The following is a 12,270-nucleotide window of genomic DNA, read 5'->3' on the forward strand; positions in this document are numbered from 1 at the left end:
CCACTGTGACGTCCGAGTCTGGCCAGCCTGTCCCCGCTTCACTACCGCCGCTAGCAGTCGTCTTAAACCCCCAGGCGGGCGGCGGCCTGGCCCTGCGGGAATGGCCCCGGCTGGAAGCTGAGTTGCAGCGGCGTGGCCTGGCCCACACTCTGATTCAGGAGGAATCCGGCGAGGCGGCGCTGGCGCGGGTGGCGGCCTTACCGGCCGACATGGCGGTGATGGCGGTGGGCGGTGACGGCACCGTGGGCGCCCTCCTGAGCGCTGTGGTGGGCACGGGCCGGCCGCTGGCCATCGTCCCGCTGGGCACCGGCAACGATTTTGCGGGGCTGCTGGGCCTGCGCCCCGGTCAGTTTGGCGAGGCCCTGGACCGCCTGCACTACCAGCCGCGCGCCCTGGACGCCATGCAGGTCACTATTGTTCAGGGCGATGAGGCTGGGCGCACAGTCGTCCTGCTCAACGGCCTGGGCATGGGCTTTGACGCCGATGTCACCGCCAACATGGACACCATGCCCGCGCGGCTGCGCGGCCTGGCGCGGTATGTGGCCTCGGCGCTGTCCACCCTGCGGCACCTGAAGCTGGCCCGCGTGGAGGTGGTGGCTGACGGTCAGACGCTGTATGCCGGCCCCAGCCCCCTGGCCGCCGTGATGAACGGCACCCGCTACGGCGGCGGCTTTCTGATCAGTCCTCAGTCCGATGTGCGCGACGGCCTGCTGAACGTCGTGGTGGGCGGTCCCATGACCAGGGGCCAGCTGCTGGGCCTGATGGTCCGCGTGCTGCGCGGCGCCCACCTGGGTCATCCGCTGGCCCACCACACCCAGGCGCGCGAGGTGCAGGTAACCTGGGACACGCCCACCCGTCTGCATCTGGACGGCGACCTGTACGGCCGCGTGACCGCACTGCAGGTGCGGGTGCTGCCAGGGGCGACGCTGCTGCTCAATGCGTGAAGGAAAGTGGGGAGTGGGTTGTGGGCAGTGGCAAAAGATTTGGAGAGTCAGTCGCTCTGTCCTCGGCCAGCAGAAAACCTGACGTGAATTGAGCTGGAAAGCGTCAGGGACGGCAGCGAGCCTCGCTTCCCCTCGCCGAGTCCGAAAAAACCTTCTCTCTGGCTTCCAGCTTGCCGCAGCAGCTCGCATCAGGCATCTGAACGAGGAGAGGTGGGTTGGGGAATGCTCTTCCCACAACCCACCTCCTCCACCCCGCAACCTTATTTCAGCTTCGCCAGCGTGGCCTTAGCCAGCTCCTCGTTGCGCTTTTCCCAGAAGGTGTCGGCGCTGAAGCTCAGGGCCTTGTCCAGCTGGGCAGCGGCTTCGGCTTTCTTGCCCTGCAGAATCAGGGCGTTGGCGTACTCAATGCGGTGAACGGCCACGTTGGGCTCCAGCGCAATGGCCTTTTCAAAGTTGGGGATGATCTGGTTGCGGTCGGCCCCGGTGGCGCGCGTGGCGATAAAGCCCTTACTGATCAGGTTGGCGTTCCACAGCCCCAGAGCCACGTAAGCGCCCGCCAGCTTGGGTTCTAGGCGCACGGCCGTATCCAGGTTCTTTTTCATCTCGCCGGCCAGGCCCAGGCTCTGCAGGATGCCGCTGAATTGTGCTAGGCGGCCCTGGGCGCGCGCCAGTTCAAAGTAGGCCTCGGCGTTGTTCTTGTCCCTGGCAATCGCCTGACGGGCGTAACCCTGGGCCTTTTCAAACTGGGCCTTTTTCTGAGCGTCCGGCACCAGGCCGGCGCCAGCGGTGGTGGCCTCGGCGGCCAGGGCCAGGCCCTCGGCCGTGTTCAGGGCGGCGGCGGCGCTGGCCGCTTCCTGCCACTTACCCTGGTCAAACAGGCTCTTGGCGGCCTGCTGGCTCTGGGCGGCAGCGGTCACGGCGAGGGCAAGGGTAAACGACACAATGGCTGTACGCATGGGGGTTCCTCCGGGGGAAATGAACTGAGTTGAAAGCTGGGCAAAGTATACACATCCCGCCTCACAGATTGCTGACGAAAGCGTCAGGAACGGCTGCGCCCTGGCTTTTTTAAACCGGGTGCAGCGGGTGCTACGCTGGCGCAGTGCCCCGCGCCCCCACAGGACCGCGCCGTGCCTGAGCGCCCCTTGGACGAGCGGGCGGTGCTGGCTGACCTGCGCGCGCATCTGCCTCCCACCCCCGGCGGCCAGGCGCGCGGCAGCCTGCGCTGGCTGGAAGCCGAGATGCGCCGCCGGGGGGCTAACCCCAGCAGTGTGCGGAACATCGTGTACCGGGGCGTGGGGACCGCCGCCGACAAGGCCGCGCTGCGCGGCATCCTGGCGGACCTGGCCCGTGAGGTCGGGCGTCCACTGCCCGAGGTGACTGCGCCTGCCCGGCCCGAGACCCCTCCCGAACTGGACCTGCTGGGCCGTAGCAAGACGCGCGCCTACCGGCAGTTTCTGGCGGGCGTGCGGGCGGGCCGCGCCCCACGCCTGATGGTCTGGGGCCGCGCGGGGGCGGGGAAGACGGTGCTGCTCTCGCACGTGGGCCGGACGCTGGAGGCGCAGGGGGTGCCGGTCACCCGCCTGTTTCTTTCGGGCGAGGGGGCCAGTGCCCTGAAGATGCCGCCGCCCGCAGGCACGTCTTACGCGGCGCAGGCCCAGGCACAGGCGGACGCGGCGCTGGCCGCGCTGCCACCCACAGGGGCGCTGCTGGTGAGGGTCACGGCCGATCTGCGCTTTGATGGGCAGCCGCCGCGAGCCCTGGACGGCTCGCCTCTGGGTGCAGCGGCCTGGGCCGCCGGGGCGCTGCTGGCCCGCGCGCCGGCCGGGGTGGCCGTGCTGCTGGCCCTGGAAGACGAGCCGCCACCCGGCACAGCACTGGAGTGCATTGAGCTGCGGCCCCCTACCCCGGCCGAGGCCCGCGCCTACCTGATGACCCACCTGAACCTGCCGCGCGCCGAGGCCGAGCGCCTGGCGCACGAAACGGGGCGCAGTCTGGACCGCCTGACCCTGCTGGCCCGCCTGGCCCATGAAGGGGCGACCCCCGCCGACCTGCTGGCCGACCCCGACACCCGCGCCCTGACCGAGGCGGCGGCCGCGCTGCACGCGGCGGGGCCGGATCCGGGGGCCCCCTGGCCGCACGCGGCGCTGACCGCCGTGCTGGGCCGCGACGCAGCGGCGCTGCCGCCCCACGCCCGCATGTTGCTGCGCGGCGACCCCCAGGCCGGCTGGCAGCCTGCGCCGACCCTGCGCGCCGCCTGGCCCGAGGTAGCGCCCCAGGCCAGAGTCGCCCCGCTGCGCGCCCTGGCCAGCAGTGAAGCGGCGGCGCTGACGCCCCTGCGGCTCGCGGCATGGGCGGCCTTACATGACTGGGCGGCGGTGGCGGCTCATGTCCAGGCCGCCCCGGACGACGCCCGCTTTTTGCCGCCGCTGTGGCCTGTCCTGCGCGAAGCCCCGCCCGGCGACCACCGCGAGGCGCTGGCGCGCGCCGTGGTCGCGCACCACGCGGGCCGGGGCGATTACGGCGAGGTGCAGCTGCGCGGCGCCCTGTTTACCCTGCTGGAATCGCCGCGCGACCCGGTGCGCGCCTGGGCGCGGGTCAAGCTGGCCGAGAGCAGCCTCGAACAGGGCCGGATGGACGCCGCCCAGACTCAACTGGCCCACCCCGACGTGACTGGCATGACTGGCCACGACCCCTGGACCCGCGCCGCGCAGGCCGATGCCCTGCTGGTGCAAGCGGCGTTGGCCCGCTGGCGCGGTGACCTGGCGGCGGCCACTGGAGCCGTCACCGACCCCCGCGCTGCGCAGGGGGGACCCCGCGCCGGGCTGTGGCGCGGCCTGATCGCCAAGGACGCCGGGCGGTGGCCTGAGGCGCTGGCGGCCCTGCGGGCGGTGCCGGCGGGCAGCCCACTCCTCTCGGCGCGGGCGCGGTATCAGGAAGGCGACCTGTTGCTGCGCCTGGGGCAGCCCCTGCTGGCCCTGACTGCCCTGCAAGACGCGTCCAGGCGCCTGGCCGCCGCCGGCAGCGCCGATGAGGAGCAGGCTCGCGTGCTGGCCCGCACCGCCACGGCCCTGCGGCGGCTGGGCCGCTCGGCGGAAGGCTGGAGTCACCTAGAGCGCGCACTGGCCTTGGTGCCGCCCCCCGAACGCCGCCACGCCGACGGGGTGCCGCGCGCCCGCCTGCTGTCGGAGGGGGTGCCGCTGCTGCTGGCCCTGGGCCGTCCCGACGCCGCCCTGATGCACGCCGCGCAGGCCCTGACTCTGCTCGCGCGCCCCGACGCTCGCCCCGCCGAGGCGAGTTACCGCGAGCGCCGCACCCGCTACCGCGCCGCCCTGGCCTACCTGTCGCGTGGGCTGGGGCGGCCGTACCTGCAACCCCTGGCCGGGGCCACGGCCGACCACCCCGACCTGGTCCACGCTCGCGCCGCGCTGGACGAGCTGCTGGCCGGGGGTGGGGGCGGGGCCGACCGCGACCACCTGCTGCACCTCGACATGTGGCTCAGCCGCGCGCTGGCCGAGCCGGACCCGGCGCGCGCCCTGGCCCTCATTGGGCAGGCCCTGGCGCTGGCCGCCCATCCTTACGAAGAAGCCCAGGTGCGGGCCATGCGCGCCGAAGCCCTGGTGCGCGCCGGACAGCCAGAGGCTGCGCTGACCGACCTGAACCGCGCCCACGCCCTGCTGCGCCGCGCCGCCCCGGACGGCGGCCCCGGCGACCCTGGCCTGCAGGCCCAGCTGCTGGCCGTCGAAGCCCGCGCCTCGGTGGCCGACGGCCTGACCATGCTGGCATGGCTGCGCGCCGCCCTGGCCGACCCCCACCTGGCGCCCTTTCGCGCGGGGGTGTGGCGCGAGGCTGGGCACGCCCTGGCGGCGCGCCCGGACGCCGGGGCCCTGCTGAGCGCCTGGGGCGTGGACCCGCACAGCGTCTTTCGGCTGCCCGACGCGCTGGTGCTGCACGAGGCGGCGCGGCTGGCCAGCGGGGATGAGCGCTGGTGACTGGGCGCGGCACCCTCACCCGGTCTCAAAAGCCGGTATGCTACAGCGCGTGAGTACCAGTGAACCGCCGCCTGTGGGGCGAGCCGCCGTGCGGCTGCTGCAAGGGTATGTGTGGCACCCCCAGGACGCCGAGATAGACCTGGAACACTTTCTGCCGCATGAACTGGACCTGCCTGGCCCAGAACAGGAAGAGCACGAGGCCGCGCATGTGCTGTGGGACGCCGTCACGCCTCCCTTTGCCTTTTTCGAGAACGGTGAGCCCACCGCGTCGCAGGCGTTTTACCAGTTCACCGTGCTGCGCGTCTATGAGGCCCGGCCGCCCAACGACGCCCTGCACGCCGATGCCAGCGCCGCCAGCGAACAGCTGGGGCCCCTGCTGGACGGCACCCCGGACGGCGTGGGCTGGCAGCTGTGGGAGGACCTGCGCGACCTATGATCACCTGGCTTGACCTGACGGTCGAGGGCGATCCCCACCCGCGCCGCTTTGACCGCCCCGACACCGCCCTGACCTACCTGCTGCGCGTGGAGCGCCTGTCGGAAGAAGCGGCCCAGCATCTGCTGGAGCACGGCGAGGTGGAGCCGCCTCTGGCGCGGCGGGCGTACACCCTGCGCCCCCTTGGGACCGCGTGACCGACCCAGAACCGGCCTCACCCCCCGGCCCCGTGGTGGCGCTGCCGGTCTATCCCGGCGTCAGCGAGCTGGAACTGGGCCTGATGGTGACCGTTCTGCGGCTGTGCGGCGGCGAGAAGGCGGCCCTGACCGTTCACCGTTCGCGGATCAGCGTGGTGACGGCAGGCGGGCTGGTGATGACGCCGCATGTGCTGTACGCCGCGCTGCCCGAGCCGGCGGCGCTGCTGCTGCCGGGCGGCCCCGGCGCGGCCAAGGCCAGCCGCGATCCCCTGCTGCGCGCCTTTCTGGCGGCGCACGCGGCTCTGCCCACAGGCGTGAGTGGCAGCGGCCTGCTGCTCCTGGGCGAGGCGGGGGTACTGGATGGCCGCGCGGTGGGCGGTCCCGCCGACCTGACCGATACGCTCTGGAATTACACGCCCCAGGAGGTGCGCCCCGGCGAGGTCGTGACGGACGGTGCGCTGTGCAGCGCCCCCGCTGGGCTGGGGGCCCTGCACGCCGCCCTGCATGTGGCGCGGGCCGTATGGGGCGAAGAAGCGGCGCAGGACACATTGGTACGTATAGGTGGAAATTCTTTATTGATACCGGCATAAGTTGGAATCCATCAGGTGACGAGGCAGTTCGACGTATCGAACCCGCTGCCAAGCCGTCACGAGCTTCGCTTTCAGCACGGTGACCGAACGGGCACAGAAGTTGCCCAGCACATTCCTTTTGACATACGCCCAGACCAATTCAATCGGGTTCAACTCGGGGGCGTAGGGCGGCAGAAAGACCAGTGAGAGGCGTTCGTGGCCTGCCACGGACGCCTGTGTTGCTCTGGCCCGGTGGATCCCAGCGTTGTCCAGCACGACCACGATCTCCCCTTGAACGTGACGCAGGAGATGCTGGAAGAACCGGATGACGTCCCCACTGCGAATCGCCCCGGACTTCGTGTGCTGGAAGAATCGCCCATCCGACGTGATCGCTCCAATGGTCGAGAGTTTCTCCCAGTTCGCCGGGAGCGTGACCAAGGGCGTCACGCCCCTGGTCGACCACGTTCGTCTCCGCACACCTTTCAAGGAGAAGCCGACCTCATCCAGGTACACGAGCGTCGCGCCCTCAGCGACCTTTTTTCCCCAACTCCGGCGCGATCTGTTCCTGCCAGGACGCGATGCGGAGTTCGTTGCGTTCAGCCGCCCGTCCATCTGGCATTTGGGGCGTGAAGCCCAACTGGCGGAGAATTCTGCGCACATGGTCGGGGTGGTACCACACGTCGAAGTGCCGCCCAATCAGGTCCGTGACTCGCCTGGTGCTCCACGTCTGGTCAGGGAACCCATGCTGGACGGCACCCTCCCGCAGGAGGGTGCGGACTTGTTCAAGTTGGGTGGCGGTCAGTCGGGAGGGGCGTCCAGTCGTCACCGTGGCCTGGAGGCTACCGGTGCGTTTCAGGCGCTTCTTCCAGTTACTGACGGTGTGTATGGAGACGCCGAAGTGCTGCGCGATCTCCTGCTGTGAATGGCGGCCCCCTTGAAGCCAGGGGGTCGCGGCCAGCCGGCGTTCTTCCAGCTGGGCACGGGAGTATTTCGAAGGATGCCATTCGGCCACGCCGCCAGCCTACCAGCCTATACTTACATCGCTATCAATAACGAGATAATCAATTAAAATATTATATAATATTAAAACAGTTTAAGTTCATCTAGCACATCTGCTGTTCTCTTAAAGCTGCTGTTTCTTTTGTCGACCAAGAGTGACATATGTAGCATTCTAAGTATCACTGCCTGTCTGCTCGCGCCAAAGATTCTGACTAAGCGGCCAGTGACTATTCTTAGCATTTCTTGATTGTATCTTTGTTGATCTACAAAAAGCAGGGCCTTTCCATGTCGATATAAATGATGTTTAGCAGCGATTTTTCGGAATTCTAATAAGAAATAATTCCTTGGTAATAAAATACAACTGGCCAAATAATTTGCTTGAAATTCCATTCTGGAAATATCTTTTATTGCCCATTTATGATTATATCTGCCGATATCGTCGTCGTCATACTCTTCTTTTGTCATGTTCGAGTAAGAAGTGGACAAATTCGTGAACGATTGTGAATCGTCGCCTACCTACATTGATGGGATTGTTTTTGTAGATATGGATGCTTGGATATAAAAAATTAGCCGTGGCGAGAACATGATCATGTATGGCATCATCTGGTCTATCGCAGTTTTCATACAGAGAAACTTTGGATAGAATGGGATTTTTCTGACGTAGAATCTCAAAATCTACTTTTCCACCCGTATAATTAGCAAGAGTTAGGGCATCACCAGCTATATCTTCAAGATGCTGTTTGCTAACAGACGGTACAACAGACCTGGAAGGCTGCTTAGCCTGTAAAAAGAAATTTCTTGCTTCAAACTCAAATAGTAAATTTCTGAAAAACCTCTCAATTGAATTGGTGTGTATGCCATTGGACCACATAAAATAGTCAAAATTTGAGCTTTGATATGCCTGATTGGTGAGAGCATCTTCAATCTCATTTATAGAAAGCGAAGCTAATGACAAACTGGAGGAAGGGCGAGCTAACTCATGCTTAAAGTTTGCGTCTGGAAAATAGCGGTAATGTCCAATCCCATCATGTTCTGCCAATTTTTTCGCACTCTTCTGTAGTGGTGACACTGTTGCAAAAATTCCCTTCGTCCCAACGCCTGTTATCTGTTGTAACTTTCTGCTAAATTCTTCTACGTCATTCACTGCAACTGAATGTTGATAATTCTTGCATTCTATTATGATAAGTTGTGAGCATTTATCCATTCTTGGAAGAACCAATTCTATAGATATATCAAAAGTTATGCAATCCCCTCCGGCTGGAGAATAATATTCCTTCTGTCTAAAGATTTGACAGAATTGAGGCACAAGACCGAGATGGCCAGAATTATTGACTCCGGCATGAGTTGGAGACGAGAGGTAGACTTCGGAGGTGCTGCCTGTCTGGCGACCCTCCACCTTGACCCGTGACCAACTGGAAGAACGGCGGCTGTATGTCCAGCAAGTCCTGGCCGCAGGTGAGGTCAGTTCCAAGGAGATTGCGGCAATAGTCGGCGTTTCGGAGAGTACGGTCCGCACCTGGAAACAGCGTCTCCGTGAGCGCGGAAGCCTTCAGGCCACCCGAGCCTCCGGGCCTCCACCGCGCCTGAGTTCAACACAGCGCCCTCAACTGGGCGAACTGCTGCGTGCCGGACCGCTGGCGGCAGGGTAGTCCGATCAACGCTGGACGACCTCCCGCGTGCGGGAGGTCATGGGTCTGCGATTTGAGGTGTGGTACCACGCCGATCACGTCAGGAAGCTCCTTCATCAGCTCGGGTTCAGCCCCCAAAGGCCAGAACAGCGTGCCGTGGAACGGGAGGAGCAGGCCATTCAAACCTGGGTCGAGTGCACGCTCCCCAGCTTGAAAAAAAAGATCAAGCGGGGCGTCACCATCGTCTTCGTTGATGAGAGTGGGTTCAGCCTCAAACCGACCGTGACCCGCACCTGGGCCGTCCGAGGACAAACACCCATCATTCGGGCCAAAGCCAGTTGGGACAAGCTCTCCACCATCGGTGCCCTCACCACGAGCGGCCAATTCCTGCAACACACGCACTCAGGGGCCATTCGAGGCGCACAGGTGGTGGCCTTCTGCCACCATCTCCTCCGGCACGTTGGAGGCGAGATCGTCGTGCTCATGGACAATGCCCGCATTCACACAACGAAGGCCCTCAGGGCCTTCGTCGAGCAGCAGCCCCGTCTTGCCGTCGAGTACCTCTCCCCCTACGCTCCTGAACTGAACCCCATCGAGCGAGTGTGGGCCTACGTCAAAAGGTCAGTCCTTGGCAACTTCTGCCCCAAGAATGTCGGTGAGTTGAAGGCCCGGCTGAACGCGGCGTGGCAACGTGTTCGCTCCGTTCAGCTCCGGCGCCTCACCTATGCCTTTGCCTCGTCCCAAACCTAGGCCGGAGTCAATAAGTAACATTTCGAAATGTTTGAAGGTAAGATCTTCGAACTCATCGCCTTTCTTGCGAGAATTCATGCGTCTTTTAGATTCTTTAACATAAGAAATTTTTATTTCTGAGCCAGTTTCTTGCTCAGTTCAGATGCTCAAACCCCGCCAGGCCGTCGAACAGGCCGCGCAGCGGATAGCTCCCAAGGGCAGTGCGGGTACCGCCGATGCTAAAGCGCTCGGCGCCCAGCAGCATCGCTTCCATTGTGGCGCGCTCTTCAGGGCTCATCTTGCCCATGACGCTCTGCTCGCCGGTCTGGGTGCCGTGGGCCTTCAGGGCAGCGCGTTTATTGTCGGCGTAGGCGGCCACGTCAATCTTGACGGCCACCGTTTCCTCGGACACGCCGTAGACCAGCGGGTCCAGGTTCTCGCCCATGCGCGACAGGCCCTGCGCCGCCTGGGTGGTCAGGGCGGTGTAGTACAGGCGCTGCGGCCCGCCGCCTGGCAGGTGCCCAGTGCTAAAGAAGGCCGCCGTGGCCGCGCGGTGGATTTGCAGGTGGTCAATGTGACCGTAGCCACCGTGGGGGTCAAAGGTCACCATGACCTGCGGCGCCACCTCGGCAATCAGGGCGCGCAGGCCCACTTCAACGTCTAGTGGGTTCACGTTCATCAGGGCCCTGGGGTCGCTGTGCCGGGTGCGCTCGTAGCGGCCCGAATCGTGGTAGTCCAGAAAGACGGGGGGGCCAATTTCCAGCGCCTCGCACGCCTCGCGCAGTTCCTGTTCGCGCTGGGCGCCCAGGTCGTCCACCGTCATGCCGGGCACGGTAATTTTTCCGGCCTCGCCGCGTGTGGCGCAGGCCAGGACCACCTTTACGCCTTGACGGGCGTAGTGGGTCAGGGTGCCGCCGACACTGAACGCTTCGTCATCCGGGTGGGCAAACACAGCCAGCAGGGTTGGGGTCGTCATGCTCGGCCCAGTGTAGCGGTGGCCAGTGGAATTCAGCCAAGGGGCCCGGCGTGGGCGGGTAGGGGCGCCCTAAACTGCCTCGGTGCAGCCCTACTTCAACGCGCCTTATGACTGGCGCCCCGCCGCGACCTCAGAACAACTGGAGGCCGCGGCCCAGGCCCTCGAAATAACTTGGCCGGATGCCCTTATGTCACTGTACGAGGAGCACGATGGCGCTGGCCCTCAGAGATTGGCTTCAGACTGGGAGGAGCAGTGGGAGGGCGTCTTGGACGAGGATGAGGACGCCCGGCCTCAGGCGCCTTTCCTGATGAGTCTGGAAGAAGCTGCGGCGTGGTACGTCAGCACCGCAGAGTTATTTCCGGCGGACCTGCGGTTTTTCTGGACGGATGACAACTCCAATTACGTCGGTGTCTATGTGCGGGGGCCGCTGGAAGGCATGGTGTGCGTGCTAGGCCATGACGGTGGTGGTCTGGTGCCGGTCTTTCGAACCATTCCGTCTTTTCTGGATTGGGTGGACGCGCATCCTCTGCGAGATGTCTTCACGGACGGCGCTCTCGTTCCCGCCTTTCCAGGCCGTGCGCCAGACCCTTTACATGATGAAGAGGACTGGCAGCGGGCACTGAGCCTCTATCAGAATGCGGAGCAGCGAGAGGACAACCCCCGCTTGGCCTGTGCCATGGCCCTTACCCCTTATGGGCAGAGCAGCGTCCTGCTGCCCTTTCTGGATCATCCAGACTTTTACGTGGTGGCGCGTGCGGTAGAGATTCTGGCGCAGCGGCGATATACCCCCGCCTACACGCTGATTCGGGAGCTAGCGGTCCAGCCGGGCAACCGCAGCAACGGCGCCGCCGAGCGGGCCATGAGAACCTGGCGCCCCTGAGGGCCGTCAGAGGGATTCCGCTCGCGCCAGCACCTGCCCCCGGCCGTAAAAGTCCCAGCAGGCTTCCGGCCAGGTCCGCAGAATGAGGCGGCGGTTGACCGCGTCGGCGGCGTGCAGCGCCTCGCCCAGCGCGCAGTAAAAGCGGCTGCCCTGCTCCTGCATGGCGCGGGCGGTCCAGTACACCGGGGCCTGTTCCAATTCTTGTTGCTGCTCGGGGCTGGGCATGGCCCCTATCTTGCCGCAAGCCTCCGGCTGGCCACGCTGCCCGCTACAGCTGACCGGGGGCCAACGTGGTGGGTGCTACCCTGGCCCCAGCATGACCCGGACAGTAGCCATCACTTCGGAAAAGGGGGGCGTGGGCAAAAGCACCCTGGCGGTCCACCTGGCCGGCGCGGCGCAGGAACAGGGCCTGCGGCCCCTCCTGATTGATGAAGACGGCCGTGTGGGCAGCAGCCTGCGCTGGGCGGCGCGGACGGGCGGACTACCGTTTGACGTGCTGGCCGCCGAGGACGTGAAGCCCAAGAAGCTGGCCGGGTACGACCTCGTGGTGCTGGACACCGAGGGCCGCCCCAAACGCAAGGAGCTGCGCCAGCTGGCCGAGCGCGCTGACCTGCTGCTGGTGCCCAGCGGGGTTAGTCCCCTGGAACTGGACGCCACCCGTGAACTGATAGATTTTCTGCACGCCGAGGGCGCCGCCCGCAAGACCCGCGTGGCCCTGACCCGCGTGCCGCCCGTGGGCCACGCGGCCGAGGACGCCCGCGAGGGTCTGCGCGACGACGGCTTTACGGTGTGCAACGCGGTGGTGCGCCAGTACGCCGCCTTTGGCCGCGCCGCCGAACTGGGCGTGCTGGTGCGCGACGTGCCCGTTCCCCGCGCTGACCTTGCCTGGACCGACGTGACCGCCCTGGCCCGCGAGCTGTGGTGAC

Annotated in this window: 13 protein-coding genes and 1 pseudogene; 8 read left to right on the top strand and 6 right to left on the bottom strand. The window is 65.4% G+C overall.

The window, feature by feature from the left end; genetic code table 11:
• The first annotated feature begins 5 nt into the window (after positions 1–5).
• Positions 6–944 (top strand): diacylglycerol/lipid kinase family protein, encoded by a 939-nt coding sequence (locus K7W42_RS09330; protein WP_224574201.1) that lies wholly within the window; start codon positions 6–8, stop codon positions 942–944.
• 260 nt (positions 945–1,204) lie between these two features.
• Here K7W42_RS09330 and K7W42_RS09335 read toward each other — a convergent pair whose 3' ends face one another.
• Complete coding sequence (locus K7W42_RS09335; RefSeq protein WP_224574202.1) at positions 1,205–1,900, bottom strand: hypothetical protein; 696 nt, start codon at positions 1,898–1,900, stop codon at positions 1,205–1,207.
• 171 nt (positions 1,901–2,071) lie between these two features.
• On the opposite strand from K7W42_RS09335, the gene K7W42_RS09340 reads away from it, so the two are divergent.
• The 4 genes from K7W42_RS09340 to K7W42_RS09355 are packed head-to-tail and all read left to right on the top strand — an operon-like array spanning position 2,072 to position 6,153.
• Positions 2,072–4,933: a hypothetical protein gene (locus K7W42_RS09340; RefSeq protein WP_224574203.1), complete on the top strand. Its 2,862-nt coding sequence runs from the start codon at positions 2,072–2,074 to the stop codon at positions 4,931–4,933.
• Positions 4,934–4,970: 37 nt separating this feature from the next.
• Positions 4,971–5,369: a DUF3208 domain-containing protein gene (locus K7W42_RS09345; protein WP_224574204.1), complete on the top strand. Its 399-nt coding sequence runs from the start codon at positions 4,971–4,973 to the stop codon at positions 5,367–5,369.
• Positions 5,366–5,563: a hypothetical protein gene (locus K7W42_RS09350; RefSeq protein ID WP_157461518.1), complete on the top strand. Its 198-nt coding sequence runs from the start codon at positions 5,366–5,368 to the stop codon at positions 5,561–5,563. The genes K7W42_RS09345 and K7W42_RS09350 overlap by 4 nt, the downstream gene beginning before the upstream one ends.
• Positions 5,560–6,153, top strand: coding sequence for a DJ-1/PfpI family protein (locus K7W42_RS09355; RefSeq protein ID WP_224574205.1), 594 nt, complete (start codon positions 5,560–5,562; stop codon positions 6,151–6,153). The genes K7W42_RS09350 and K7W42_RS09355 overlap by 4 nt, the downstream gene beginning before the upstream one ends.
• Here the strand turns inward: K7W42_RS09355 and K7W42_RS09360 are convergent.
• The 3 genes from K7W42_RS09360 to K7W42_RS09370 form a co-directional block, all read right to left on the bottom strand.
• Positions 6,136–7,144 (bottom strand): IS630 family transposase gene (locus K7W42_RS09360; protein ID WP_224574206.1). Its coding sequence is split into 2 segments (ribosomal slippage): positions 6,136–6,675 and positions 6,677–7,144, totalling 1,008 coding nucleotides; the frame shifts between segments, so codons are not numbered across the junction. The two genes, K7W42_RS09355 and K7W42_RS09360, sit on opposite strands and share 18 nt — an antisense overlap.
• 71 nt (positions 7,145–7,215) lie before the next feature.
• Positions 7,216–7,596: an ImmA/IrrE family metallo-endopeptidase gene (locus K7W42_RS09365; protein WP_224574207.1), complete on the bottom strand. Its 381-nt coding sequence runs from the start codon at positions 7,594–7,596 to the stop codon at positions 7,216–7,218.
• Positions 7,577–8,647, bottom strand: coding sequence for an ImmA/IrrE family metallo-endopeptidase (locus K7W42_RS09370; RefSeq protein ID WP_224574208.1), 1,071 nt, complete (start codon positions 8,645–8,647; stop codon positions 7,577–7,579). The genes K7W42_RS09365 and K7W42_RS09370 overlap by 20 nt, the downstream gene beginning before the upstream one ends.
• On the opposite strand from K7W42_RS09370, the pseudogene K7W42_RS09375 reads away from it, so the two are divergent.
• Positions 8,529–9,509: pseudogene (locus K7W42_RS09375) on the top strand (IS630 family transposase). The gene K7W42_RS09370 and the pseudogene K7W42_RS09375 overlap by 119 nt on opposite strands.
• A gap of 133 nt (positions 9,510–9,642) precedes the next feature.
• On the opposite strand, the gene K7W42_RS09380 reads toward K7W42_RS09375, so the two are convergent.
• The gene (locus K7W42_RS09380; protein WP_224574209.1) at positions 9,643–10,464 is read right to left on the bottom strand and encodes a PIG-L deacetylase family protein; all 822 of its coding nucleotides are present in this window, start codon (positions 10,462–10,464) and stop codon (positions 9,643–9,645) included.
• An 82-nt stretch (positions 10,465–10,546) separates the two neighbouring features.
• On the opposite strand from K7W42_RS09380, the gene K7W42_RS09385 reads away from it, so the two are divergent.
• Entirely contained in the window at positions 10,547–11,344 is a 798-nt protein-coding gene (locus tag K7W42_RS09385) for an SMI1/KNR4 family protein (RefSeq protein WP_224574210.1), read from the top strand.
• A 6-nt stretch (positions 11,345–11,350) separates the two neighbouring features.
• On the opposite strand, the gene K7W42_RS09390 is transcribed toward K7W42_RS09385, so the two are convergent.
• On the bottom strand, positions 11,351–11,569 hold the full coding sequence (locus tag K7W42_RS09390) for a hypothetical protein (protein WP_224574211.1): 219 nt from the start codon (positions 11,567–11,569) through the stop codon (positions 11,351–11,353).
• Between the two features lie 91 nt (positions 11,570–11,660).
• Between K7W42_RS09390 and K7W42_RS09395 the strand changes: the two genes are divergently transcribed.
• Complete coding sequence (locus K7W42_RS09395) at positions 11,661–12,269, top strand: nucleotide-binding protein (RefSeq protein WP_224574213.1); 609 nt, start codon at positions 11,661–11,663, stop codon at positions 12,267–12,269.
• The last annotated feature ends 1 nt before the right edge of the window (position 12,270 follow it).

The organism is Deinococcus betulae, assembly GCF_020166395.1.
GTDB classification, from domain to species: Bacteria; Deinococcota; Deinococci; order Deinococcales; family Deinococcaceae; genus Deinococcus; species Deinococcus betulae.